Here is a 23,361-nt window from a genome sequence, read left to right as displayed (position 1 = left end):
AGCGATAAGGAAATGGACGTCCGCACAGCAAAACGCGCCGGTCCCCAGTGCCAGGGCCGACGCGATGTCAATTGCGGATCAATGATTCGATTGTAGAAGGAAATCTTCTTTATTAATTCTGTTTTTAGAGAAGACTAGAAAAAGATAGTTTTTGGTGAGAGAATTTCACCAAATAATATTTATAGTGGAGAACGCAGTATGCTGGACAAGATCAGCAAGAAAATTCTGGCCGAGCTGCAGGGCGACGGGCGTATCAGCAACGTCGAGCTGGCGGCACGGGTCAACCTGTCCCCGGCGGCCTGCCTGGAACGGGTGCGCAAGCTGCACGAGTCCGGCTACATCATGGGTTACACGGCCCAGTTGAACCCGCAGCTGCTGGACGTGTCCCTGCTCGTTTTCATCGAGGTAGTGCTGGACCGCACGACGCCGGAAGTGTTCGACGCCTTCAAGCAGAGCGTCCAGCTGATTCCGGAGGTGCTGGAATGCCACATGGTGGCCGGCGGCTTCGACTACCTCGTCAAGGCCCGCGTGAAGGACATGGCAGCTTACCGCGAATTCCTCGGCAAGACGCTGCTGCAGAAAGGCGTGCGCGAGACGCACACGTATGCGGTGATGGAAGAGGTCAAGAACACGACCAAGCTGCCCATCAAATAAGGCTTACGCCAATTCAAAACACCGTCGCCCCTGCGCAGGCAGGGGCCCAATTTCCAAGCATGGCGACAAGGCATGCAGGACTTGGGCCCCTGCCTGCGCAGGGGCGACGTGGTTTTACTGCCACGCGCTGCGCTTACGCGATCTTTTCCATCCGCTCCGTCGTTTCCGACTTCGATGGCAACATCTTCTGTGCCGTCGCGGACATGTTTTCCAGATTCTTGCGCAGCCAACGGTGCGCCGGGCTACGACCGTCGCGTTCGTGCCACAACATGTCCAGGTGCACGGCCGGCAGCTGGAACGGCAGTTCGCGCCACACCAGCGCATCGGCCGCGCCTGTTGAGGCGATCAGGTGCTTCGGCAGCACGGTCACGAGGTCGGAATTGGCGACCACGCGGCCCGCGGTGAAGAACTGGTTCACGGTCAACAGGATGCGGCGTTCGCGGCCGATCTGGGCCAGGGCTTCGTCGACGAGACCGTGGGCGCGGCCCGAGAAGCTCACCAGCAGGTGGTTTGCCTTGCAGTATTCGTCCAGGTCCAGCTTGGCCTGGGCCAGCGGGTGGTTCTTGCGCATCACGGCGACATACTCGCCCGAATACAGCCGTTCGTGGCGGATCGGCGAACCGGTTTCGTACGACAGCTGCGCCGCGACGCCCGGGAAGAAGCCGACCGCCAGGTCGATGTCGCCGCGCAGCAGCATCGGGCGCGGTTCGCGTGTCGTCAGCGGCACCATGCGGATGTTCACGCCCGGCGCCTCTTTTTCGATCGAACGCACGAGCGAGGGCAGCCACAGTGCGGCGGTGGCGTCGGCCATGGCCATGCGGAAAGTCGCCTGCGCCTTCGAGACGTCGAAGGTTTCCGGCATCACGGCCGCTTCCAGCGCGGCCAATGCCTGGCGCACGGCCGGCCACAATGCTTCGGCGCGCGGCGTCGGCTTGACGCCATAGGCCGTACGGATCAGCAGCTCGTCGCCCAGGCTCTCGCGCAGGCGTTTGATGGCATTCGACACGGCCGGCTGGGTCATCGCGAGGTGGCCGGCGGCACGTGTCAGGTTTTGCTCGGTCATGACGGCATCGAAGACGCGGAGCAGGTTCAGATCAAGCGTGAGGAAGCTCATGGGACTCCGTTCTTGGATCAAGCAAATGGGAATGGGTGCCAGTGTACCCCATTTCATTCACGATCAATATAATGGCTATCAGAAAGCGTAATTAGAATTATATGTTGCGTTGCACTATAGTTACATCGAATAAATCGATGATCAATTATTGAGTCTGTCTACGTCATGTCTTTCTCTGATGCTTTCTTCCAAACCTCGGTGACGGCGCTGCCCTTCACCCAGGTACTGACGGGCATGGTCCAACTGACCCTGCTCGCCGGCGTACTGATGTTCTTCCGACCGCTGCTGGTCGGTATCGCGCGCGCCCTGATGCTGGCCGTGCGTCCACGTCCTACCAAGGACGAGCTGGCCGCGCGCCGCAAGCTGCGCAATGCCAAGTTGGCCCAGGCGACGCCGGCCGCCAACGACAGCGATGCCGGCAGCGCCGACATCCGCGCCATGGGTTCGCGCTCCTGATCTTAGCAGTTTAAAACGCTTCCTCCCCTGAAAGCGGCGACCGGACTTCCGGCGCCGCTTTTTTTTATGCCTTAAGGCAACAGTCTTCATTACTTTCCGATCCTCATGGCGCAAGGCCATGCATTCCCACGCCTTAGCACCTCCGGTCGCTGGCATTCTCCGACCGTCATCCTCTTCTTCGATACTTTCCTCAGCCAAATCCGACCCCGGCTCATGCGGCCTGGATCACTTTCGGTTACTCGTTTTGACCAGGGGTTTTTCCGGACACAGGATTTAACAATTAGTCTATGCATGATGTATCGTCGAATACGTCGAACACTACAATTTTTGCATGTTCGCATTATTTTACTATGAAGATGATAGATATTGACGAGTTTTAAAGTAGAACGGACGCTGTATCTTGCAGCCAGGTACAGCGATATTCGAGTGTGGTTGCCAGTATCATTAGCGCATGGTTGATACCCGAAGAATGACTTTTAGCGTAAGGATGAGCGAAGTTCATATTTAGTCATCGAATATGGATGAGTAACGGTAATATTCGATCCATTCGAATGCACGTGTCGTAGGAGGCCGCGGAAGTTCCGGACGAGGTCGACCACATCCAAAAAAAAGGAAGCCACGCAGTCAAAAAATCGGACCAAAAAAAACGCGGCCGCCGGTTGCCCGGGGCCGCGTTCGGGAGAGGAACGGGGAAACTTATCTGGCGTCGCCCAGCAGTGCCGGCTTGAGGGAGCGGTCGACCGGTTTGTCGCCCAGCCAGATGCGCAGCAAGGCATTGTAGAAAGCCAGGTCGGGAATGGTGTCGCCCAGCTTCTTGCCGTTCAGTTCGCATACGGTGCCGGTGCCGGGGATCCAGTCGATGTGCAGCACGTCGCCCTTCTTGAGCCCATCGACGGAGGCGAAGATGGCGCCCAGCTTGCTGATCTGGGAGGCGATCTTCGCTTTGTCCGCCTTGTCGACGTTATCGTTGAGGCCATCCGTGAATGCCTTGCCGAAATCCTCGGACGAGACGTCGCGCGCCATCTGCAGCGTCACCCGGCGCGGGCCGTCCTGCTTGAGGATGTCGGGCACGTTGTTCTTCTTTTCGGGTAGATACAGGCCGGCCGCGTAGACCTTGAAGACGAGCTTGGTGCGCATGCCGGCGCCATTGAGCTTCAAGTCCTTGCCGGCGACCTTGGCGCTATCGTCGAATCGATAGCCGTCGATGTCGACCGCGGCAGATGCGGGCCGGCCCAGCGCCAGGGCAATGATGAAGCCGGCAGCAACCGCTTTCAGGCCGGTGCGTCGAGAAACCATGGTGTGTCTCCTTCTGTGTTGTGGGTGTCCACACACTTTATCCACAGAATCATCCACAGGCAACATCTTGCTTTGGCGGCCGTATTCACTCGCTGTCTGGCTGGCGCTTGAGGGCGCTATTGCCTGCTTCGCCATACGGCTCGTCATGTTCCCGCTCGATTGCAGCCAGCACTTCTTCGGGATCGGCCGGCTTCGCCAGTTCCTCCGCTTCGGGGTCTTGCTGCTGGCGCACGCCGGGCAGGTCGCGCCGCAGTGCTTCCAGCATCTCGATGATCTTGCTGGTCTTTTCCTCGGTGAGCAGGTTGACCTGCAGGTCGAGGTGGGCATGGTGGTCGGCCAGCGTCGACATGCGGTTCTGGCGGATGAGCACGGTGGTGGAAATGATGAACGCATTCAGGCTGACGAAGCCCTGCAGCCAGAAGAACGGCGGTTCGTCGACCTGGTCCCAGCCCATGTCCGGGGCCATCAGGTTGCCCACGATCCAGAACACGATGAACAAGATGTTCGCCGCCACGTAGCTGGGACTGCCGAGGAACAGCGCCACTTTCTCGACGATGCGCTGGGTGGCGGACACGTGCTGTTCATGGCGCGCGTAGAACTCGGAAATGGTTCCGATGTTCTCGCCGACCGACGGCGGTAGTGGAGGATGTGAAGCAGGGTCGTCGTCCATGAATCCAGCATAGCACGCCATCTGTGGACAAGTTCGCGCGCACAAATTGCATGCACAATGAATAAACCTATTGTGGATGCAATCAAAACAGTAAAACTTATCCACAGCAGACTGTGAAAAAGAAAACGGCCGCGCGAGGCGGCCGTTGCTGGGTCAGGCGGCCTTCTCGGCCGTCAGGCGTTCGTACTTCGCCTGTAGTTGTTCGCGCGTTTCGCGCCAATCCGGGTTGAACGGAATGCACGCCACAGGACAGACTTGCTGGCACTGCGGCTCGTCAAAGTGGCCGACGCATTCCGTGCATTTGTGCGGGTCGATCTGGTAGAACTCCTCGCCCATCGAAATCGCTTCGTTCGGGCACTCGGGCTCGCACACGTCGCAGTTGATGCAGTCGTCGGTAATCAGCAAAGCCATGGTGAATCTGTCGAACCTTATGCTTTCGGAGCGGCCGCGAGCGTGGCTATCTTCTTTTGCAGCCAGCGGTCGACCGAGGGGAACACGAATTTGGACACGTCGCCGCCCAGCATGGCAATCTCGCGCACGATGGTGCCGGAGATGAACTGGTACTGGTCGGACGGGGTCAGGAACAGGGTTTCGACATCGGGCAGCAGGTAGCGGTTCATGCCCGCCATCTGGAATTCGTACTCGAAGTCGGAGACGGCGCGCAGGCCGCGCACGATCACGCGCGCATCGTGCGAGCGCACGAAATCCTTCAAGAGGCCGGAAAAGCTCTCGACCTTCACGTTCGGATAATGGCCCAGCACCTCGTTGGCGATTTCCAGGCGTTCGTCGAGCGAGAAGAACGGTTTCTTGTTCTTGCTGTCGGCGACACCGACCACCAGGGTGTCGAACAGACCCGATGCGCGACGCACCAAATCTTCATGGCCGCGGGTCAGCGGATCGAAAGTACCTGGATAAACGGCTACAACCATTGCGGCTCCCTGGAAAATGCACCTGAATAGACGCGCATTATGCCTGAAATTTCGGCAGCCGCCCCGGGATGGGGCGTAGTTTGCTTAAACTTTAAGCAGATTATCTCCACCAAGCGGTGTTTTAGTGCAACGGAATCACACTGGCTTCAGCAGATGGAAGTACACCATGCCGGCCTTGTCCCCGCGCACGAGCTCCCATCCCTGCAGCCATTCCGGCAGCTCGTCCAGCATCTCGTCACCTTGCTGCTCCGGGAATGGCAGGCGTTCGCCGGACTCAGCATACACCAGGCCGCCTTCCTTCAGCAGGGCCGCGCACAGTGGCAGGGCCTGACTGAGGAAATCCTGCTGGTAAGGCGGATCGAGGAAGATGAGGTCGAAACGCTGGCCGCGCTGGGCCAGGTCGCGCGCGACGGCAAGCGCGTCGGCACGCAGCACCTTGACCTTGTCGGCCTTCAGCTTGTCCCTGATCTGTTCGAGCTGGCGCACGACGGGGCCGACGGTATCGACCATGGTCACGGCGCGGGCGCCGCGGCTGGCCGCCTCGAAACCGAGGGCGCCGCTGCCGGCGAACAGGTCGAGGACGTCGGCCTGGTTCCAGTCGACATCCATCTGGTGATTGATCCAGTTGAAGACGGTTTCGCGCACGCGGTCCGGGGTCGGGCGCAGGCCGAAGGCGTCGAGGACGGGGAGCGGGGTGCGTTTCCAGTCGCCGCCGATGATGCGGACCTGTTGCGGCGGGCCGGGACGGCGCGGGTAGGAATGGGAAGGCTTCTTTTGCATGGCGGGACTATAGCATGCAGCGAAGCGGGTATTTCGGGAGGGGATGGTGGGCACGTGGTGCCCACCATGTGTAGAAGCAGACCTTATTTACCGGCCGCGAGGGCATTCAGATCGTCGATCCAGCCCTGCATGCGTTTCTGCGCATGCGCCTTCTGTTCCGGCGTCGTCAGCTTGACCGCCGCGACGATGAATTTCGACGTGCTGTCGACGTAGCTGTCATAGAAGGCCTTGCGCTCCGGCGCTTCCATGCGGTCGAAGAAGTCGCGCAGCAGGCCGTGCACGGCCGACATCGTCTGTTCCTTGTTCAGCTTTTCCTGCTGGATGCGGCGCAAGGTGGCGACGATCTTTTTCTGGCGCAGGATGCGTTCCTGCAGGAAGACTTCGTCGTCGAGCGGACGCGCATCGGACAGCTTGCGCAGCTGCGCTTCCTGCTCGCGGCTGAAGCTGCCGAACCACAGGTTGAACTGTTCCATCGTCTTCTTGAAGTGTTCCTTCTGCCGGTCTTCGACGCTGCCGCTGATGAATTTCTTGCGGTAGTCGTTATTGTTCTTGGCGAATTTCTTCTCCATTTGCTCGATCTGGTCCGGCTTGATCGACATGGCGAGGTCGGCCAGGTCCGGCAAGGCCTTGAAGGCGAGCAATTCGGTGCGCGCCTTGATGTCGCGGTAGTCGCCCAGCAACTCGTCCTGGGTCACGTTGCCGTCGGCCAGCTGGCGCTGCATCTTGCCCAGCAGGCCGGCGTAGTCGCGCAACTGGGTCGAGCGGTGCCACTGGAACAGTTTGTCGATGTCTTTCTTGACCCAGTCGGACTGGTCGCTGTCGAGGTCGAGATAGGCGTTCAGCCACCAGTACAGCAGCGTGTCGCCGTGGTTGTAGCTGAAGCGGATCGTGCTGCAGCCGGCCGCGAGCACCATCAGGCCGATGAGGAACAGCGTGCGCACGCGCTGGATGAGGGACGATTGCTGATAAGGGGGCGTGTTAAACTTTTTCATCTTTATTAACTCGATTGAGAACGGCTTATGAACGTAGTCATCCTCGCCGCCGGCATGGGCAAACGCATGCAGTCCGCCTTGCCGAAAGTCTTGCATCCACTGGCCGGGAAGCCGCTGTTGCAGCATGTCATCGACACCGCACTCAGCCTGAACCCGAGCAAATTATGCGTGATTTACGGACACGGCGGCGCAGCGGTGCCGACCGCCGTCCAGGGTTGGGGAGGCGAAGCCAGCATCGCCATCGATACGGCGCTGCAGCAGCCGCAGCTGGGAACGGGTCATGCCGTGATGCAGGCCCTGCCGCAGATCGACGAGGACGCGCCGACGCTGGTGCTGTACGGCGACGTTCCGCTGACCACGGCCGATTCGCTGCGCCGCCTGGTCGAGGCCGCGGGCGACGACAAGCTGGCAATTCTCACAGTCGAGCAGGCCAATCCCTTCGGCCTGGGCCGCATCGTGCGGGAAGAGGGCCGCATCGTGCGCATCGTCGAGGAAAAGGATGCGAGCGAAGCCGAACGTGCGATCAAGGAAATCAATAGCGGCATCATGGTGATCCCGACGCGCCACCTGACCGGCTGGCTGAATGCACTGAAGAACGACAATGCCCAGGGCGAGTACTACCTGACGGACATCGTGGCCCAGGCAGTGGCGAACGGCGTACCCGTCGTCTCGGCACAGCCCGGCGCCGAGTGGGAAGTCGCGGGCGTGAACAGCAAGGTGCAGCTGGCCGAACTGGAGCGCCGCCACCAGCTGAATATCGCCACGCGCCTGCTCGAGCAGGGCGTGACGCTGATGGATCCGGCGCGCATCGACGTGCGCGGCGAACTCGTGTGCGGGCGCGACGTGATCATCGACGTCGGCTGCGTGTTCGAGGGCCGCGTGGAACTGGGCGATGGCGTCACCGTCGGCGCCAATTGCGTGCTGGTGGACACGACCGTCGCCGCCGGCGCCCAAATCAAACCGTTCTGCCACTTCGAAGAAGCGATCGTCGGAGAACAATCGATCATCGGACCGTATGCGCGCCTGCGTCCCGGTACCGAGCTGGGCCAGGATGTCCACATCGGCAATTTCGTCGAGGTCAAGAACAGCAAGGTCGCCGCGCACAGCAAGGCAAACCACCTGGCCTATGTGGGCGACGCCGACGTCGGCTCGCGCGTCAACATCGGCGCCGGCACCATCACCTGCAACTACGATGGCGCAAATAAACATCGCACGGTGATCGAGGACGATGTCTTCATCGGCAGCGACAGCCAGCTGGTGGCGCCGGTCACCGTCGGCAAGGGCGCCACGCTGGGCGCCGGCACCACGCTGACCAAGGACGCGCCGGCCGGCAAGCTCACCATCTCGCGTCCCAAGCAGCTGACCGTCGAAGGCTGGCAGCGCCCCGTCAAGGTCAAGAAGTAAGCTTCTCCTCCCCCTGTGCTGTGCCTGTCCACCGGATGGGCACAGCGTATCCACACCTCTTCCCCAGCAAAATCACAGCTTGGGCACAGCCATGTGCACAGGAAAGCCACAGCCTGGTCCACTGTCTGTGCACATGGTGTTCCACCGGCTATGCACAGGGATGTCAACCGCTCGTCCACAGTGGTATCCACAAAGTCATCCACAAGCCTGGCACATCGCGATACCAGGGGTGGTTTCCGCAAAGCCTCGCATGGTGCGGGCTACGGCATCCTTGCCGTATGCGACCGGCATGCACGCGCGGCGGGATCGGATAAGTTATCCACAGGAGGGTGTGGAAGAATGCTCCCCGTTTGTCCACTGCCCTCAGACGGCGATACGCGTTTCGAACTTGCTGCGGAAGGTCGAAAAATAGGCTTTCACGTTGCGCACATTGCTGTGGGTGGTAAACAGGCGGTGCGCCAGCGCATGGTAAGCGGGCATGTCCGCCACCTGCACCATCAGCACGAAGTCCGGGCCGGGAGACACGCGGTAGCACTGCAGCACGGCCCCCTCGTCGGCGACGACACTTTCGAACTCTTCCATGCGGTCCGCAGCCTGGACGTCGAGCGTGATCTCGACGATGGCCGTCAGCCTGGCGCCGACCTTGTCCGGTGCCACGATGGCCACTTGCCTCTCGATAACACCACGCTCCGTCAGCTGCTTGACCCGGCGCAGGCATGTCGGCTGCGACACGTGGACAAGTTCAGCGAGCTCGGCATTGGTGTGCGAGGCATCAATCTGAAGGGTATTCAGGATGCGACGATCGATATCGTCCAGCTGTTCGGAGGAATCTGACATATTTATAAAATATTTGGATGTATTTGAAAGAAAATTTCACGATGAGATTGTAATGAAATATTATTTCAAAAGCAGCCGCGCACTGAAAGCTTATTTCATCCCGAATGTTCTACAGTTGTTGCGTTAGTTAAATTCTTGGAGAATCCCCATGTGCGGTATCGTCGGCGCCGTTGCCCAGCGCAACATCACTCCCATCCTGATCGAAGGCTTGAAGCGTCTCGAGTATCGTGGCTACGATTCCTGCGGCGTCGCGCTGCACGTGGATGGCAACCTGGCGCGTTCGCGCAGCACCTCGCGCGTGGCCGACCTCGAGACGCAGGTCCGCGAAACGGGCCTGGAGGGCTTCACGGGCATCGCCCACACCCGCTGGGCCACGCACGGCGCGCCGGCCACCAAGAATGCCCACCCCCACTTTTCGCCGAGCGAAGAGAATGCGCGCATCGCCCTGGTCCATAACGGCATCATCGAGAACCACGACGAGCTGCGCGCCGAGCTGACCGCCCTGGGCTATGTGTTCCAGAGCCAGACCGACACCGAAGTCATCGCCCACCTGGTCGACCACATGTACGACGGCGACTTGTTCGACACCGTCCAGCAGGCCGTCAAGCGCCTGCACGGCGCCTATGCGATCGCCGTGTTCTGCCGCGAAGAGCCGCACCGCGTCGTGGCCGCGCGCCAGGGTTCGCCGCTGATCGTCGGCCTGGGCAACGGCGAGAACTTCGTCGCTTCCGACGCGATGGCGCTGGCCGGCACCACCGACCAGATCATCTACTTGGAAGAAGGCGACGTGGTCGACCTGCAACTGGCCCGCTACTGGATCGTGGACGCCAACGGCCGCCCGGCCGAGCGCGAAGTCAAGACGGTGCATGCGCACACGGGCGCGGCCGAGCTGGGCCCCTACCGCCACTACATGCAGAAGGAAATCTTCGAGCAGCCGCGCGTCGTCGGCGACACGCTCGAAGGCGTCACCGGCATCATGCCGGAACTGTTCGGCGACCAGGCCTACCGCGTGTTCAAGGAAATCGACCGCGTGCTGATCCTGGCCTGCGGCACCAGCTACTACGCGGGCCTGACGGCGAAATACTGGATCGAATCTGTGGCCCAGCTGCCGGTGAACGTCGAGATCGCCAGCGAATACCGCTACCGCGACAGCGTCCCGCACCCGAACACCCTGGTCGTGACGATCTCGCAGTCCGGAGAAACGGCCGACACCCTGGCCGCGCTGAAGCATGCGCGCAGCCTGGGCATGGTCAACACGCTGACCATCTGCAACGTCGCTACCAGTGCGATGGTGCGTGAGTGCAAGCTGGCCTACATCACCCGCGCCGGCGTCGAAGTGGGCGTAGCCTCCACCAAGGCCTTCACCACCCAGCTGGCCGCGCTGTTCCTGCTGACGCTGACGCTGGCGCAAGTGAACGGCCGCCTGACGGACGAGCAGGAGAGCGGCTACCTGAAGCAGATGCGCCACCTGCCGGTCGCGTTGAGCGCCGTGCTGGCGCTGGAGCCGCAAGTCATCGCCTGGGCCGAGGAATTCGCGCGCAAGGAAAACGCCCTGTTCCTGGGCCGCGGCATGCACTACCCGATCGCCCTGGAAGGCGCGCTGAAGCTGAAGGAAATCTCGTACATCCACGCGGAAGCCTATCCGGCCGGCGAACTGAAGCACGGCCCGCTGGCGCTGGTGACGGAAGAGATGCCGGTGGTGACGATCGCCCCGAACGATGCCCTGCTGGAAAAGCTGAAGTCGAACATGCAGGAAGTGCGCGCCCGCGGCGGCCAGCTGTACGTGTTCGCCGACGTCGATTCGCGCATCACCTCGGGCGACGGCCTGCACGTGATCCGCCTGCCCGAGAACTACGGCCTGCTGTCGCCGATCCTGCACGTGGCGGCGCTGCAGCTGCTGGCCTACCACACGGCGCTGGCGCGCGGGACCGACGTCGACAAGCCGAGGAACCTGGCGAAATCGGTGACGGTCGAGTAAGGGGATCGAATACGCGACCTGACCTTGCGGGCACGCAGTGCCCGACTTCGCATCGGACGCCGGACATGGTGCAGGCCCGGCAGGAGACGTCACGTCATCGCGCGGTCCATGACTGACGAAGAATACGAGCGCCTGACAAAACCTTCAGGGCAAGGCGCAGCGTCGAAGACAGTACGCCAGTACGGCGCGACGATGCAACGCAGCCATGGAGATTTGTTAGGCGCTCCAAGGCGGAAATGCGGATTCAACGCCTGCGCCGTGCTGCTGCTGCTCCCAGCAGCCCCAGCCCGGCCAGCGCCAAGGCCATCATCGACGGCTCGGGCACCGCGCCGACGACGTAGGTATAGCCGCTGTAGCCGTTGTTCGACGATACGGTGCCGCCCGTGTCGTACGTTTCAAGCGTGTAATAGAAACGCCCGTCCCCACTATTGGCGAGCAGCCCCAACGGCACGTCGAAACTGAACACGTTGTCGGCATCCAGGATATAGCCCGCACGCGCTTCCACCGACCCCCAGCCGTTCGCCGACCACGGCCCGGGCCAGCTGGCCGAGCGTACTTTGATGTATTCGAGTTCGCCGGTGCTTGGCACTGCCGCCACGGACAGGACGGCCGAACCGCCTTCGGGCAGCCCGCCCCAGCCTACGCGCGCGGCGTCGAAGAAGGGCAGCGTGCCGTTGTCGTCGGTCCAGATCTGGAAACTGTCCACCTGGCGCCCAGCGGCGTCGAGGGTGCTCAGGTCTGGCGCGCGGTTGAAGCCGATCGCGAAATGCACGTTGTCGCGGTCGGCATCGACCGTCGTGCGGTACCACAGCGGTTCGAGGGGAGCGGCAAGGGCCTGACCGCCAGCGAGGATGCCGAAGCAAGTGACGGAAAGGGTGACAGCGTGACGCACATGTGTCGAAGTCATGGCAACTCCTGCCGGGTGGAGGATGGTGGGGAAGCGAGCCCAAGGGATTATGCGCCGCCATGTGGCGGCGCAGCGCGCCGTTGCCCGGCCTTGGAAAAAGCGCCCGACAAAGCGCAGTGGCGGCTTTTCCTAGTCGACGAAGCGGAAACGCAGGCGGTAATTGTCCAGCGTACCCGGCAAGCGCGCGGGGTCCAGCTCCCTTCCTGGCGCCAGCCGGAACGACGTGTCCTCGACCAGCGCGGCCAGCATCATGCTCGTCAGCATCAGCACCAGGTTGCGCGCCGGGCAGGTTGCGGGACCGCCGCTGAACGGGATCAGCGGCCAATCGCGGTGTTCGAACTCTACCTTTCCCTCATCGAGCCATAATTCGGGCGTAAAACGGTCGGCATACGGCAGGCGTTCGTCGTCGCGGTGGAAGAACGGCGCGAACAGCAGGATGCCGGTGCCGGCGGGCATACGGCCCCGTTCCCAGTCGGTGGCGGCGGTCGTCTGGCGCAGGATGGCGGGCGTCGTGGGCCACAAGCGCAGCGCTTCCAGCACGGTCGCGCGCAGCAAGGGCAAGTCGTGGCGCCGTTCTCCCCCATGCGTGCGCAACCCGGCGCGCACACGCTCGGCATACTGGGGGTGGCTGGCCAGCAGGGCCAGCGCGCGGAACGTCGCCATGCCGGCCGCGTCGAAGGCGAACAGCCATTGCGGGACCTGCTGGTGCGGCTGGGTCTTGCCGGTCGCCGGCATGCGTGCGGCAACGGCAGCCAGGCTGCCCGCTTCGGCGCGGTCGAGGTAGTCCCGGATGCGTGCGAAGAAGCGTGTTTGCACGCTGCGCTTCTTCGGATGCAGGAAGGCCCAGTTCGCGGCCCGGCGCAACTGCACCGTCATGTCGTTGAGTTCCTGGTCGTCGCGGGCGCCGTCGCCGAACACCACGCGCCGCACGAGCGGATACCAGCCGGACGCGAAGGCGTCCCAGTCCAGTTCCCCGCGTTCGCGCGCGCGGTCCATGATGTGCGCCGTTTCCTCGTCGATCTTGGCGGCGAAGCTGTCCGCCAGGTGGTGCACGGCGCGCTCGTGCTCGAGCACGCCCTCGTTGAAGCGGCGCCGGTCGGCCCGCTCGGCGCCCTGCGACACCAGCACACCCTGCGGTTCGAAATGCGCGAGCGCGGCCCGCTTTTCGCTGCTGGCAGCGGCAAACGGCTCCGGCGTCTCGTCGAGCACGCGGCGTACGTGCTCGGGCGCCAGCACGACGGCCTGCCGGCGGATCGGCAGGCGCAGCATCAGCGGGCCGGGACCGTATCTGGCGCGCAGCGCCTGCATGCGCCGTACTGCGCGCCGGTCCAGTTCCAGGCGTTCGGCGAGCGCCACGACGGGTGGGCGGCGGATGATCACGCCTTTGGCCAGGGTCGGCGCGACGACGTCGAGGGACAGGGCGAGCGTATCGAGCAGGCTGGCGCGGGGAAGCGTCGTGTCAGCAGGCTGCGGCCGCACGAGCATCCGTCCCGCCGCAACCCCGGCACCGAACACACCCAGTACGCCGGCGGCAAACAGCAGGTCCTGCTTGGTTCGTTTCATGTGCGATGTCTCCGAATGGCCGGGCCAGCATGCCCACAGGAAGGCTTTGTCTGACCAGTCTGCCCTGCCGACTCTACGTGAACTGCGGACGCGGCGACGCAAGCTTGAACGCCTGCATGCACGCGCAACACTGCGCCGACGGCCCCGATCCGTATCCGTTGTTGCCAATTGCACGCGTATCCCTACTGACGACAGGGATTCAGGCGGACGGTGCGAGGCCGTGACTGCCCTGCACGAAAAGCACAAGCGATCGGGAGACCGCGACGGAGGATTTGTGCGTATGCCCAGGTTTTATTACCAACGAACACCATATTGGTGCATCTTCGGCATGGATGAGTCAACTCCTCTATAAGATATAAAACGTAAGTTATACCTGTTATTCGGAAATATAATTTTTATCGAGAACATTTGGGTGAATATAATTCGCTTGCCTTAAGGGGCATAAGTCCCACTCGATGGATTGCGCAGGAAGGATGCCAGGCTGATTGTTCAGTAATGTGCACACCTGCCCATTTGCTTGCCTCATGTCGCAGCCCAGGATCCGCTGCGGCGTTGCCTTCCTTCCTCGTCATGCCGCCGGATGCTTTTCCCAGCCAATGAGCAGGATCCGCCGCATGTTCTTCGCGACATGGTTCCTTGTTCTCTCGGGACCATGGAAATGTGCCGGCATGGGATCCATTGGTCGTGTTATCCACAATTTTTTTTGTCATCCACCATGCGTAAATCACTGATCGTCGTACTCACCAGCCTTGCACTTGCTTCGTGCAGCAAGACGCCTCCCGCTGCTTCGGACCAACCGGTCGACGTACTGCTGGTCGGCGCTGGCGTGATGAGCGCTACCCTCGGCACCCTGCTCGAGGAACTGCAACCCGACCTGAAGATCCAGATGGTCGAGCGTCTCGATGCCGTCGGCGCCGAGAGCTCCGATTCGATGAACAATGCCGGTACCGGCCACTCGGGCTTCGCCGAACTCAACTACACGCCGGAGAAGGAAGACGGCAGCATCGAGACCAAGAAAGCCGTCGACATCAACGAACAGTTCGAAGTGTCGAAGCAGTTCTGGGCCTACCAGGTGCAGAAGAAATACCTGGGCGATCCGCGCACCTTCATCAACAACGTGCCGCACATGACGTTCGTGTGGGGGGACGACAATATCAACTACCTGCGCAAGCGCTACGCCGCCCTGCAGAAGGAAAACCTGTTCAAGGGCATGCTGTACAGCGAAGACCAGGAGCAGATCCGCACCTGGGCGCCGCTGGTCATGAATGGCCGCGACAAGAACCAGAAGGTCGCTGCCACCCGCATGGACATCGGCACCGACGTCAACTACGGCACACTGACCCGCAGCATGGTCAAGCACCTGACCGACACCGGCATGCAATTGAGCCTGCGCCACCAGGTCGAAGACATCAAGCGCGGCGACGACGGCATCTGGAACGTCACCGTCAAGAACCTGGCCGACGGCACCGAAAAGACCCTGCGCAGCAAGTTCGTCTTCATCGGCGCCGGCGGTGCCGCCCTGCCGCTGCTGGAAAAGAGCCAGATTCCGGAAGCCAAGGGCTATGGCGGCTTCCCGGTCGGCGGCCAATGGCTGGTGACGACCAACCAGGAAGTCATCAAGCAGCACTGGGCGAAGGTGTACGGCAAGGCTTCGGTCGGCTCGCCGCCGATGTCGGTCCCGCACCTGGATACCCGTATCATCAATGGCAAGCAGGCGCTGCTGTTCGGCCCGTTCGCGACCTTCTCGACCAAGTACCTCAAGAACGGTTCGTGGGTCGACATGCCGGCTGCCGTGAATACCGGTAACGTCCGTCCGATGGTCCAGGCAGGCTGGGATAATATCCCGCTGACCAAGTACCTGGTGCAGCAAGTCATGCTGACCCCGGAAGAGCGCCTGGCCACCCTGCGCGACTACCTGCCGAACGCGAAGATGGAAGACTGGACCCTGCAGAACGCCGGCCAGCGCGTGCAGGTCATCAAGGACGATCCGAAGAAGGGCGGCATCCTGCAGTTCGGTACCGAAGTGGTCGCCTCCGCCGACGGGTCGATGACCGCGCTGCTGGGCGCGTCGCCGGGCGCGTCGACGGCTGCCCCGATCATGATGAAGGTGCTCGAGAAGTCGGCATTCCGCGACCAGCTCAAGACGCCGGCATGGCAGGCCAGGATGAAGGAGATCGTGCCTTCCTACGGCCGCAAGCTGAACGGCGATCCCGTGTACGCCAACCAGATCCGCCAGTACAGCAGCAGCAACCTGGGCCTGAAGGCCTTCACGCTGGACGCCGCCGGCAAGGCGACGCCTGCCGAGATCGCCGCGACGGCGACCGTGCCCGCCGCCGCCCTGCCGGCGCCGGTTGCCCAGGACGGCAAGGACGCCCAGGTCGCCGCAGCCGCTCCGGCTGCCGCGGTTGCCGCGCACTGATCTGCAGTCCATGACGGTTGCGGCGCCTGCCGCGGCCGCCCTCCATGACGGACGGCCGACCGGGTTAGCGGCGCCGTCCGTCTTGCATTCGGATGGGCGTGACGGCATCCGCTACCGGGATCGTTACCGCCGTTGACCGGAATCTCTCCACTTTTTGCCCGATCCTCCTACTTCCTTTCCCGCTAGTTTCCTTGCCTCTGCAGGAGGATTACCATGGATCGCATGGACACTTCCCTCCTCGATGCAGTCCGTCATCATGCGGACGTTCACGCCGGCGCCGACGGTGCCGCCCGTACTCCGATCCCGGGGCTCACCGCCATCCGTGCGACCGGGCGTACCGAACTGAGCTACCAGATCGCGCGGCCCCTCGTCTGCCTCGTCCTGCAGGGCGCCAAGCACGTCACCATGGGCCGGCAGTCGTTCACCTTCCGGGCCGGCGATTCACTGTTGATCACGGCCGACGTGCCCACCGTCAGCCAGATCGTGGAAGCAAGCCTGGCCGCGCCCTATTATTCGCTGGTGATGGATCTCGATCCGGCCGTCATCGCCGGGCTGGCGACGGAGATGGCGGCAGTCGCGCAGGCCGACGATGCGCCCGTGCAGATCGAGACGACGGACAGCCACGTCGCCGATGCCGCGCTGCGCCTGATGCGCCTGCTCGAGCGGCCGGCCTCGCTGCCCGTGCTGCAGGGATCGCTCGTGCGCGAGTTGCATTACTGGCTGCTGGCCGGGCGCCATGGCGCGGCGATCCGCCGGCTGGGCGTGCCCGACAGCCGCGTGCGCCGCATCGCGCGTGCGGTGGCGCTGCTGCGCACCGAATATGCGCAGCGCCTGCCGGTCGAGCGGCTGGCCGCGGTGGCGGGCATGAGTCCCTCCGCCTTCCACCAGCATTTCCGCGCCGTGACGTCCTTGTCGCCGCTGCAATTCCAGAAGCAATTGCGCCTGATCGAGGCGCGCCGCCTGATGCTGGCCGACGGCGTGAATGCCAGTAACGCGGCATTCACGGTCGGCTACGAAAGCGTGCAGCAATTTACGCGCGAGTATGGGCGCATGTTCGGGATGCCGCCCGTGCGCGAGGTCGCGGCCGCGTACGGTCGCCTGCATGCGGCGGCCTGATACGGCATCAGACTGTCGGTCCATCGGCATCAAATGGTCTGGCCGCCGGAGACCTCGATGCGCTGGGCATTGATCCAGCGGTTATCCTCTTTCAGCAGGTTCGCGATCATCGGGCCGATGTCGTCGGGCATGCCGACGCGTCCCAGTGCCGTCATGTCGGCAAACGCCCGGTTCAGGTCCGGCATGTCGCGCACGGCGCCGCCGAGGAAATCGGTCTCGATCGCACCCGGCGCCACCGTGTTGACGGCAATGCCACGCTTGCCCAATTCCTTCGCCAGGTAGACGCTCAACACTTCCACCGCCCCCTTGACCGCGGAATAGGCGGCAAAGCCCGGGTACGAGACGCGGGTCAGGCCCGTGGACAGATTGACGATCCGGCCGCCATCCGCCAGCAGGGGCAGCAGCGCCTGCGTCAGGAAGAACACGCCCTTGAAGTGGACGTCGACCAGTTTGTCGAACTGCGCTTCGGTCGTCTCTTCGATCAGCGCCATGTCGCCATGGCCGGCGTTGTTGACCAGGTGGTCGAAGCGGTCGCGCTGCCAGACGTCGCGCAGGCCGGCACGCACGTTTTCCACGAACAGCGGGAAACCGGCGGTGTCGCCGATGTCCAGGCGCAGCGCGAGTGCCTTGCGGCCCAGCGCGCGGATCTCCGCCACCACCGCTTCGGCATCGTCGGCCCGCTGCTGGTAAGTGACGATGACGTCGCCGCCACGGCGGGCGATGTGCAGTGCGGTGTTGCGTCCAAGCCCGCGGCTGGCGCCGGTGACGATGGCAATGCTGCCCGTGCCGTTGCCGGTGTCTGTGTGACTGGTGCTGTTATCGATGTCGTTGTTGGTAGTGATGTCGGTATCGTTGTTCATGGTGTGCTCCCGATGTGCGTTGAAGGAGCACCCAGTATCCGGCGCGGGCTCGTCCCGCCGTTGCCGGATGCTGGAAGGTTTTTGCCTGATCCTCCAGACGCCTGCCGGCTTTCTCGTTCACTCGAAGGAGAGCGCGTCGAACGGGAACGGCTTCGCCAGGAAGGCCGTGGAACAGTTGGCGGTCGGGTAGTCGAAGTCGAACGCGACATTGCCGGCCTGGTCGAGCCCCAGCATGCGTGCATGCGTGCGCGACTCGGTTGCGGAATACGTGACCAGGTAGGTCGCGCTGCTCGTGCCGAACACACTGCTGCAGATGTCGGAGAAGATGTCGCGGCCATGTTCGAACGTCCACGTTGCCGTTGCCGTGCGCTTGCTGTCGTCGATCGCGTATTTGACGGGCGCGCTGTAAGGAAGCGTCACGCCTGTCGGCGTTCCCGCCGGCTGGTTCAGGCTGCCGTAGCCGTTATTGAAGAGCAGTAGCTTGCCGTCGGCGTCGAGCGACAGCGAGTGCTGGCCCACCGGCGGATTGCCGCCGACAACACGCAAGGCCAGGGCACGCAGCGACGGGTAGGAGGTGTACCAGTGCTTGCTGGCGTCGCCGAGCAGCCAGAGGATGCGGCCTGTCTCGTAATCCAGCTTGACGACGAAGTTCTCGCGGCTGGAGACGTACAGCGCGTTCTCGGCACGGCTGTAGATCGCGGAGTTCATGTGGAACCAGTCGACGCCGTCGCGTACGAAGTTGGACGGATCGTCGCCACCGGCCTGCATGGCGTCGCGAAAGATCTGTGCCATGTCCCACCGTTTGAGTGCCTGCCCGGTGGGACTCAGCTCCAGCAGGACGGCTTCGATGTTCGCCACGCCGTTTTCGACCGTGTCCACCTCGGCCAGCAAGCCGTTCTTGCCCACGGCGAGGTCGTGGTGGAAGTTGGTGAATGTCGGCGGAGGCAGCAGGTTGGCGGTCAGGCCTCCATCCAGTTCCATGCGATACAGCACTGGCGCATTCGGGCTGCCGATATAGAAACCGTTGGCGCTGAACAGTGTCGATATGGAGTCGTTCAGTCCGGTGGCCACCCAGCGCAGGTTGCCGTCGCTGTCGATGACGACGGGCGAGGTTACGGTATTGTGGATTTCGATGAAGTCCAGGCCGGGCAGGGGCGCCGCCGTGCGCGCGGTGCGGATCGTCGGGTGCCGTAGAATGCATCGGCCGCCGTGTGGGCCGGCGTCTCCATCGTCACCTGCGCGTGGTGCACCGAGCCGTCGGCGAATGCGACGTCGACGGTCACGATGTTGGCGTGGTTGGCATACAGGCCGAATACGGGCAGCGACAGGCGCCGGGAGGCCGCCACGTAGGCGTTCCTGCGATCGAGCCAGGCGCGCTCGTAGTCTACGGCGACGGGTTTCGAGTACGTTCCCGGCTTCGGCGTGATGGAATACGAGACCCGCTTCAGGTCCTCCACGTGCTCCACGCCGAGGACGAGCGTGCGGATGAAGGGCGTGGATCCCGGCGTGTGCTCGACGACGGTGACGTTGGCGCGTTCGGCCTGGGTATCGTCGTGGTCGTGGCCGCACGCGGCGAGCAGCAGCAGGATGAACCAGAGGAATATCCGTGGATGCGGTTTCATACGGCCTCCCGTGAAATCGTCGCGGAATCAGACTGCACTGTCGATGAAATCGAATTGTCGCGTTATCGATGCGATCAACATGTACGACCGAACTTCCGGCGAGTTCGCTTGACCAACGCTATCGGCAGCCTCTTCTTATTTTCGACACGACCCGCATGCATATCGCCTCGATCGACGCCCTGGCCGTTCGTCCGGCCCGCAACCTCCTTCCGCAGCGCAGCGAGCGCGTACTGGCGCTGGCCGCGCATGGCCTGGACGGCGACGTCCACGCCGACCCGCTGTCGCCGCGCCAGTTGCTGCTGGCCGGCCGCGCGGCCTATGCGGACCTGGACCTGCCCGCGCATGCGCTGCGCGAGAACCTGCTGCTCGACATCGACACCGCGCACCTGGCGTCCGGCACCGTGCTGCAGGTCGGCAGCGACGTGCTGCTGCGCCTGATGTTCCAGTGCGAAGCCTGCGGCCAGCTGGACCTGCAGCGCCGCGGCCTGGCGCGCGCGCTCGGGGCGCGGCGCGGGGTGCTGGCACGCGTCCTTGCCGGCGGCGAGATCCGTCCGGGGGACCGCGTGCGCGATGTCGGCCGCCTGTTGCCCGCCTGGTCCGACGACTGGCGCGAGCGCGTGGTGCGCGTGCTCGATGCGGTGCCGCCCGGGCATGCCGTCGAATACCGCCAGCTGGCACGCCTGGCCGGCATCGCGTCGACCTATTGCCGGGCCTTCCCGGCCGTGCTGCGCCGCCTGCGGCCCGCGTATGCGGCCAAGGCCGTGGCGCAGGGCGCGGATCCCGCGCGTCCGCGCTGGCATGGGCGCGGCCTGTTCGACGATCCGTTCGTCGTCGACTGCTAGGAAAGGTAGGGGCGCCGCTCAGGAAAAATCGAGCTGGTAGCACACGTCGTTGCGGTCGTGCGTCTGCGCCTCGGTGACCAGGTAGGCATCCCAGCCGAGGCGTTTCGCGCCCTGCTCGTCTTCCTCGCGCGGGAGTACCGTGCCGCGCACGGCGGCGCCCAGCAGCACCAGTTCGACGTCGTATTCGAGCGCGACCCCGGTGAACAGCGACAGCATGCTTTTCAGCGCATGGGCCGCCAGTCCTCCCGGCAGGAAGGCATCGAAGCGCGGGCCGTCGAGCGGGCCGACCACCAGGCGCAGGCGCAGGTCGCGCTGCCAGACGCGCACGCCGGCCATGGCGCCGGCGCCCAGCACGGCGTTCGGGGTGCCGAGCGTGGTCTGTTGTTGCGGCGGCACGTCGTACCAGTGCCCGACGAATTGTTCGGCGGCGACCGGCTGGCCGAAGTAGGCCGACAGCACGCGCGCGATCTGCGCGGCGGACGCGGGCCGGTGCCGCAGCGCGGCCGCGAAGTAGGCGATCGATTCGTCCAGCACCACGCCGTCGTCCCTGCCCTGCAGGCGCGCGCGCAGCGACGGCGGACCGAGTCCGCACAAGCTGAGCAGCAAGGGCAGGAAGCCGTCCTGGCCGTCGCGCTGGTACTTCAGCGCCAGCCGGTATTTGCGCCAGGCTTCGTAGAACAGGCCAAGGGAACGGTTCGAAAACGTGTCGAGGAAGGCACGCGGTCCCTCGTCGGCCTGTTGTTGCTGGTGGCCGGCGATGCGTTCTGTGTAGTGCGCCGGCAGCACGCCGTTCCCGCCCAGCAGGCCCATGAAGGCCGGCGTGATCCGCACGTACTCCAGCGTGGCCGATTGCAGCGCCGCCCCGAGCGCCGCCGCGTCGGGCGCAATGCCGCGCGGCTCGGCCTGGACGGCGGCCACCTGGCTGGAAGGAAAGGCGAGCGAGGTCGTGTTCTGGAAGCGCAGGAGATCGGCCTGCCGGCCCTGGCGCGCGACGCCATGGCGCTTGAGCCAGAGTTCGAGCACGCGCACCGCATGGAAGTATTCGAAGCGATAAGGTTCCCTGAACAGTCGCTCGATTACAGCAGGCTCAAATCGCCGCTTCTTGGCAAACATGTCAGTAACTCCTCTCCCGTTTTTTTCGATACGATGACCAGGCGAGTGAAGCTGTTGGCATGCACGTACAGCGCAAGAAAGCGTTCGACGACGTGGGCGAACACGTGGATGCCGCTGCCGACGAAGGCTTCTCCGTCGATGGTCAGGCATACCTCCACGCCGCGTACGAGGCAGGCGAAGGGATTGCCCGGCAGCCAGGCGCTGCAGGCCCTGTACGCGATCGCCGCGATGCCGCCGATCTGGCGCTGCGACGACGGCGAGCGCGGCAAATCGTACAGTGCCAGCATCTCGCGGAAGGCGGCCACGCCGCCGCCGGCGAGCGACAGGTGGTTGAGCGACAGATGCGAGATCAGGCGCCAGTGCGCGCCGCGTCCGCTCTCGAAACGCAGTGACGCGCTGGGCTTGCGCAGGAAGCTGATGGCCCGCACGCTGGAACCGCCTTCGAGGAACAGGTCGCCGCCGCGCTGGCCGTACGGGAGCATCGTCGGCAGGTCGCGGTTGGTGCAGGTCAGTTCGATGTTCAGCGTCTGCGTCTCGACCGCGGCCGGGTCGAAGTCGATGTCGACGATGGCGATCTGGGTCTCGAAACCGGGGCTCTTGTCGGCCAGCGTCTCGTCGCGTTGCGCGACCCAGTAACGGCCGTCCTGTTCCGGCGTCTGCGCATGTTCGAGCGAGTAGAACGGACGGAAAGCGACGATGGTCTCGCCTTGCGGCGTCTGGCGCACGAGGTTGACGGCGTCGATCGCATGCACTTCGTAGGCAAAGGCACGGCGTGCATCGGCCAGCACCGGATAGCTGGCGCTCGTATGCGTCAGCCGGATCGGTTCGCCGCGCTGGCGGAACAAATTGATGACGGGCGTGCAGCCGAGCAGGACATTGTTGGTCGACAGGGTCTCGAGCATGCGCGCCGTGTTCGAGTCCGAACGGATGCCGCTCAATGCCAGGTGCAGGGTGATCGTCCGGCTGCCGCGCGGCACCGCCTGCGCCAGCGCCGCCAGGTCGATGTCGAAGAAGTTGAATTTCTCGGGAAAGCAGAAGTACTCGGTGAGCAGCCGGTAGGCCGGATGCGAGCGATCGGGAAAGTCGATCAGGGCTTCCGCATCGTCGAAGCCGGCAGCCAGTACGGGGATGGCGTCCAGCCGGGCCCAGCGTCCGTCCCGGTCTGCTTCGGCATAGGCGGCCACGGGACGCAGGAACAGGGCATCGCGCAGGGCGGCGCAGAACGATGGTTCTCCATCGATGAAGACGCGCAGGCGCGACAGGCCGAGCGTGGCGGGCGTCGCCTGCTCCGCCGTGGCGGTGATGCGCAGGCTGATGCCGGCAACGGCGCCTTCGGGCAGGCGCACCGCTTCCGGCGCGCGGATGATCGACGCGAACGTCGCCTCGGCGAGGGCCAGCGGTGCCACCACGACCGGATACACGGTGCGGAAGATGCAGGCCGCGCCGCGTACGGGACGGGTGGTCAGCTCGGTGCCGCGCGCGATCGTGCTGGCGCCCGTCTGCTGCCCGGCAGCGGCGGCCATGTCGAAGTGGGCGATCGAGCAGGAAGGAAAAGGACGCAGGTAGTGCGGGTACAGCACCTCGAACAGGGCTTCCGTGAATTCCGGATAGTCGTCGTCGAGACGCTTGGAAATGCGCGCATTGAGCAGGGCGAACGACTCGATCATGCGCTCGATGTGCGGATCTTCGCAGACTTCCCCGCTGATCAGGAGGCGTCCCGCGATCTTCGGATAGCGTTCGGCGAAATCGCGCAGGTTGCGGCGCAGCCAGGCCAGCTCCCGCTCATAGTACGGCAGCAATTGTTCCAAG

Annotated in this window: 22 protein-coding genes; 7 read left to right on the top strand and 15 right to left on the bottom strand. The window is 63.6% G+C overall.

Annotation, left to right across the window (positions count from 1 at the left end):
* Window positions 1-198: 198 nt before the first annotated feature.
* Window positions 199-654, top strand: a complete 456-nt coding sequence (locus ACI1V7_RS16275; RefSeq protein ID WP_404532841.1) for an Lrp/AsnC ligand binding domain-containing protein — start codon at window positions 199-201, stop codon at window positions 652-654.
* 133 nt (window positions 655-787) lie between these two features.
* On the opposite strand, the gene ACI1V7_RS16270 is transcribed toward ACI1V7_RS16275, so the two are convergent.
* On the bottom strand, window positions 788-1,768 hold the full coding sequence (locus ACI1V7_RS16270; protein WP_404532840.1) for a LysR family transcriptional regulator: 981 nt from the start codon (window positions 1,766-1,768) through the stop codon (window positions 788-790).
* Window positions 1,769-1,933: 165 nt separating this feature from the next.
* Here ACI1V7_RS16270 and ACI1V7_RS16265 point away from each other — a divergent pair, with 165 nt between their 5' ends.
* Window positions 1,934-2,224 (top strand): hypothetical protein, encoded by a 291-nt coding sequence (locus tag ACI1V7_RS16265; protein ID WP_404532839.1) that lies wholly within the window; start codon window positions 1,934-1,936, stop codon window positions 2,222-2,224.
* 696 nt (window positions 2,225-2,920) lie between these two features.
* On the opposite strand, the gene ACI1V7_RS16260 is transcribed toward ACI1V7_RS16265, so the two are convergent.
* The 6 genes from ACI1V7_RS16260 to ACI1V7_RS16235 all read right to left on the bottom strand — a co-directional run bounded on the left by ACI1V7_RS16260 (window position 2,921) and on the right by ACI1V7_RS16235 (window position 6,891).
* Entirely contained in the window at window positions 2,921-3,520 is a 600-nt protein-coding gene (locus ACI1V7_RS16260) for a chalcone isomerase family protein (protein ID WP_404532838.1), read from the bottom strand.
* A gap of 85 nt (window positions 3,521-3,605) precedes the next feature.
* A complete protein-coding gene (locus tag ACI1V7_RS16255; protein WP_404532837.1) occupies window positions 3,606-4,190 on the bottom strand; it encodes a DUF1003 domain-containing protein in 585 nt (194 codons plus the stop codon).
* A gap of 153 nt (window positions 4,191-4,343) precedes the next feature.
* On the bottom strand, window positions 4,344-4,601 hold the full coding sequence (locus ACI1V7_RS16250; RefSeq protein WP_290414654.1) for a YfhL family 4Fe-4S dicluster ferredoxin: 258 nt from the start codon (window positions 4,599-4,601) through the stop codon (window positions 4,344-4,346).
* Window positions 4,602-4,618: 17 nt separating this feature from the next.
* Complete coding sequence (coaD, locus tag ACI1V7_RS16245) at window positions 4,619-5,119, bottom strand: pantetheine-phosphate adenylyltransferase (RefSeq protein WP_404532836.1); 501 nt, start codon at window positions 5,117-5,119, stop codon at window positions 4,619-4,621.
* 135 nt (window positions 5,120-5,254) lie between these two features.
* Window positions 5,255-5,899 (bottom strand): 16S rRNA (guanine(966)-N(2))-methyltransferase RsmD, encoded by a 645-nt coding sequence (gene rsmD / locus ACI1V7_RS16240; protein ID WP_404532835.1) that lies wholly within the window; start codon window positions 5,897-5,899, stop codon window positions 5,255-5,257.
* Window positions 5,900-5,982: 83 nt separating this feature from the next.
* The gene (locus tag ACI1V7_RS16235; RefSeq protein WP_404532834.1) at window positions 5,983-6,891 is read right to left on the bottom strand and encodes a DUF6279 family lipoprotein; all 909 of its coding nucleotides are present in this window, start codon (window positions 6,889-6,891) and stop codon (window positions 5,983-5,985) included.
* A gap of 27 nt (window positions 6,892-6,918) precedes the next feature.
* Here ACI1V7_RS16235 and glmU point away from each other — a divergent pair, with 27 nt between their 5' ends.
* Complete coding sequence (gene glmU, locus ACI1V7_RS16230) at window positions 6,919-8,295, top strand: bifunctional UDP-N-acetylglucosamine diphosphorylase/glucosamine-1-phosphate N-acetyltransferase GlmU (RefSeq protein WP_404532833.1); 1,377 nt, start codon at window positions 6,919-6,921, stop codon at window positions 8,293-8,295.
* Between the two features lie 363 nt (window positions 8,296-8,658).
* Here glmU and ACI1V7_RS16225 read toward each other — a convergent pair whose 3' ends face one another.
* Window positions 8,659-9,132, bottom strand: a complete 474-nt coding sequence (locus ACI1V7_RS16225; protein ID WP_404532832.1) for an Lrp/AsnC family transcriptional regulator — start codon at window positions 9,130-9,132, stop codon at window positions 8,659-8,661.
* Window positions 9,133-9,280: 148 nt separating this feature from the next.
* Between ACI1V7_RS16225 and glmS the strand changes: the two genes are divergently transcribed.
* Complete coding sequence (gene glmS, locus ACI1V7_RS16220) at window positions 9,281-11,110, top strand: glutamine--fructose-6-phosphate transaminase (isomerizing) (RefSeq protein WP_404532831.1); 1,830 nt, start codon at window positions 9,281-9,283, stop codon at window positions 11,108-11,110.
* A gap of 244 nt (window positions 11,111-11,354) precedes the next feature.
* Here glmS and ACI1V7_RS16215 read toward each other — a convergent pair whose 3' ends face one another.
* Window positions 11,355-12,017 (bottom strand): PEP-CTERM sorting domain-containing protein, encoded by a 663-nt coding sequence (locus ACI1V7_RS16215; RefSeq protein WP_404532830.1) that lies wholly within the window; start codon window positions 12,015-12,017, stop codon window positions 11,355-11,357.
* 129 nt (window positions 12,018-12,146) lie between these two features.
* Window positions 12,147-13,580, bottom strand: coding sequence for a cytochrome P450 (locus ACI1V7_RS16210; protein WP_404532828.1), 1,434 nt, complete (start codon window positions 13,578-13,580; stop codon window positions 12,147-12,149).
* Between the two features lie 715 nt (window positions 13,581-14,295).
* Between ACI1V7_RS16210 and mqo the strand changes: the two genes are divergently transcribed.
* Window positions 14,296-15,999, top strand: coding sequence for a malate dehydrogenase (quinone) (mqo, locus tag ACI1V7_RS16205; protein ID WP_404532827.1), 1,704 nt, complete (start codon window positions 14,296-14,298; stop codon window positions 15,997-15,999).
* A gap of 222 nt (window positions 16,000-16,221) precedes the next feature.
* Entirely contained in the window at window positions 16,222-17,115 is an 894-nt protein-coding gene (locus ACI1V7_RS16200) for an AraC family transcriptional regulator (RefSeq protein ID WP_404532826.1), read from the top strand.
* Between the two features lie 29 nt (window positions 17,116-17,144).
* On the opposite strand, the gene ACI1V7_RS16195 is transcribed toward ACI1V7_RS16200, so the two are convergent.
* The 3 genes from ACI1V7_RS16195 to ACI1V7_RS16185 form a co-directional block, all read right to left on the bottom strand.
* Complete coding sequence (locus ACI1V7_RS16195) at window positions 17,145-17,975, bottom strand: SDR family NAD(P)-dependent oxidoreductase (RefSeq protein ID WP_404532825.1); 831 nt, start codon at window positions 17,973-17,975, stop codon at window positions 17,145-17,147.
* Between the two features lie 117 nt (window positions 17,976-18,092).
* Window positions 18,093-19,046: an aryl-sulfate sulfotransferase gene (locus ACI1V7_RS16190; protein ID WP_404532824.1), complete on the bottom strand. Its 954-nt coding sequence runs from the start codon at window positions 19,044-19,046 to the stop codon at window positions 18,093-18,095.
* A 41-nt stretch (window positions 19,047-19,087) separates the two neighbouring features.
* The gene (locus ACI1V7_RS16185) at window positions 19,088-19,597 is read right to left on the bottom strand and encodes an aryl-sulfate sulfotransferase N-terminal domain-containing protein (protein ID WP_404532823.1); all 510 of its coding nucleotides are present in this window, start codon (window positions 19,595-19,597) and stop codon (window positions 19,088-19,090) included.
* Between the two features lie 155 nt (window positions 19,598-19,752).
* Here ACI1V7_RS16185 and ACI1V7_RS16180 point away from each other — a divergent pair, with 155 nt between their 5' ends.
* Entirely contained in the window at window positions 19,753-20,439 is a 687-nt protein-coding gene (locus tag ACI1V7_RS16180; RefSeq protein ID WP_404532822.1) for an MOSC domain-containing protein, read from the top strand.
* A gap of 18 nt (window positions 20,440-20,457) precedes the next feature.
* On the opposite strand, the gene tssG is transcribed toward ACI1V7_RS16180, so the two are convergent.
* Both tssG and tssF read right to left on the bottom strand, forming a co-directional pair.
* Window positions 20,458-21,552, bottom strand: coding sequence for a type VI secretion system baseplate subunit TssG (tssG, locus tag ACI1V7_RS16175; RefSeq protein ID WP_404532820.1), 1,095 nt, complete (start codon window positions 21,550-21,552; stop codon window positions 20,458-20,460).
* Window positions 21,516-23,360 carry a type VI secretion system baseplate subunit TssF gene (gene tssF / locus ACI1V7_RS16170; protein ID WP_404532819.1) on the bottom strand — a complete coding sequence of 615 codons (1,845 nt, stop codon included), beginning with the start codon at window positions 23,358-23,360 and terminating at the stop codon, window positions 21,516-21,518. The genes tssG and tssF overlap by 37 nt, the downstream gene beginning before the upstream one ends.
* Window position 23,361: the final 1 nt, after the last annotated feature.

It is taken from the genome of Massilia paldalensis (assembly GCF_044901715.1).
GTDB classification, from domain to species: Bacteria; Pseudomonadota; Gammaproteobacteria; order Burkholderiales; family Burkholderiaceae_D; genus Telluria; species Telluria paldalensis.
This window is presented reverse-complemented; position numbering and strand designations above follow the sequence as displayed.

Coding starts and splice junctions, on each gene's coding strand:
- ACI1V7_RS16275 (WP_404532841.1), top strand. CDS start 199: ATGCTGGACAAGATCAGCAAGAAAATTCTGGCCGAGCTGCAGGGCGAC.
- ACI1V7_RS16270 (WP_404532840.1), bottom strand. CDS start 1,768: ATGAGCTTCCTCACGCTTGATCTGAACCTGCTCCGCGTCTTCGATGCC.
- ACI1V7_RS16265 (WP_404532839.1), top strand. CDS start 1,934: ATGTCTTTCTCTGATGCTTTCTTCCAAACCTCGGTGACGGCGCTGCCC.
- ACI1V7_RS16260 (WP_404532838.1), bottom strand. CDS start 3,520: ATGGTTTCTCGACGCACCGGCCTGAAAGCGGTTGCTGCCGGCTTCATC.
- ACI1V7_RS16255 (WP_404532837.1), bottom strand. CDS start 4,190: ATGGACGACGACCCTGCTTCACATCCTCCACTACCGCCGTCGGTCGGC.
- ACI1V7_RS16250 (WP_290414654.1), bottom strand. CDS start 4,601: ATGGCTTTGCTGATTACCGACGACTGCATCAACTGCGACGTGTGCGAG.
- coaD (WP_404532836.1), bottom strand. CDS start 5,119: ATGGTTGTAGCCGTTTATCCAGGTACTTTCGATCCGCTGACCCGCGGC.
- rsmD (WP_404532835.1), bottom strand. CDS start 5,899: ATGCAAAAGAAGCCTTCCCATTCCTACCCGCGCCGTCCCGGCCCGCCG.
- ACI1V7_RS16235 (WP_404532834.1), bottom strand. CDS start 6,891: ATGAAAAAGTTTAACACGCCCCCTTATCAGCAATCGTCCCTCATCCAG.
- glmU (WP_404532833.1), top strand. CDS start 6,919: ATGAACGTAGTCATCCTCGCCGCCGGCATGGGCAAACGCATGCAGTCC.
- ACI1V7_RS16225 (WP_404532832.1), bottom strand. CDS start 9,132: ATGTCAGATTCCTCCGAACAGCTGGACGATATCGATCGTCGCATCCTG.
- glmS (WP_404532831.1), top strand. CDS start 9,281: ATGTGCGGTATCGTCGGCGCCGTTGCCCAGCGCAACATCACTCCCATC.
- ACI1V7_RS16215 (WP_404532830.1), bottom strand. CDS start 12,017: ATGACTTCGACACATGTGCGTCACGCTGTCACCCTTTCCGTCACTTGC.
- ACI1V7_RS16210 (WP_404532828.1), bottom strand. CDS start 13,580: ATGAAACGAACCAAGCAGGACCTGCTGTTTGCCGCCGGCGTACTGGGT.
- mqo (WP_404532827.1), top strand. CDS start 14,296: ATGCGTAAATCACTGATCGTCGTACTCACCAGCCTTGCACTTGCTTCG.
- ACI1V7_RS16200 (WP_404532826.1), top strand. CDS start 16,222: ATGGACACTTCCCTCCTCGATGCAGTCCGTCATCATGCGGACGTTCAC.
- ACI1V7_RS16195 (WP_404532825.1), bottom strand. CDS start 17,975: ATGAACAACGATACCGACATCACTACCAACAACGACATCGATAACAGC.
- ACI1V7_RS16185 (WP_404532823.1), bottom strand. CDS start 19,597: ATGAAACCGCATCCACGGATATTCCTCTGGTTCATCCTGCTGCTGCTC.
- ACI1V7_RS16180 (WP_404532822.1), top strand. CDS start 19,753: ATGCATATCGCCTCGATCGACGCCCTGGCCGTTCGTCCGGCCCGCAAC.
- tssG (WP_404532820.1), bottom strand. CDS start 21,552: ATGTTTGCCAAGAAGCGGCGATTTGAGCCTGCTGTAATCGAGCGACTG.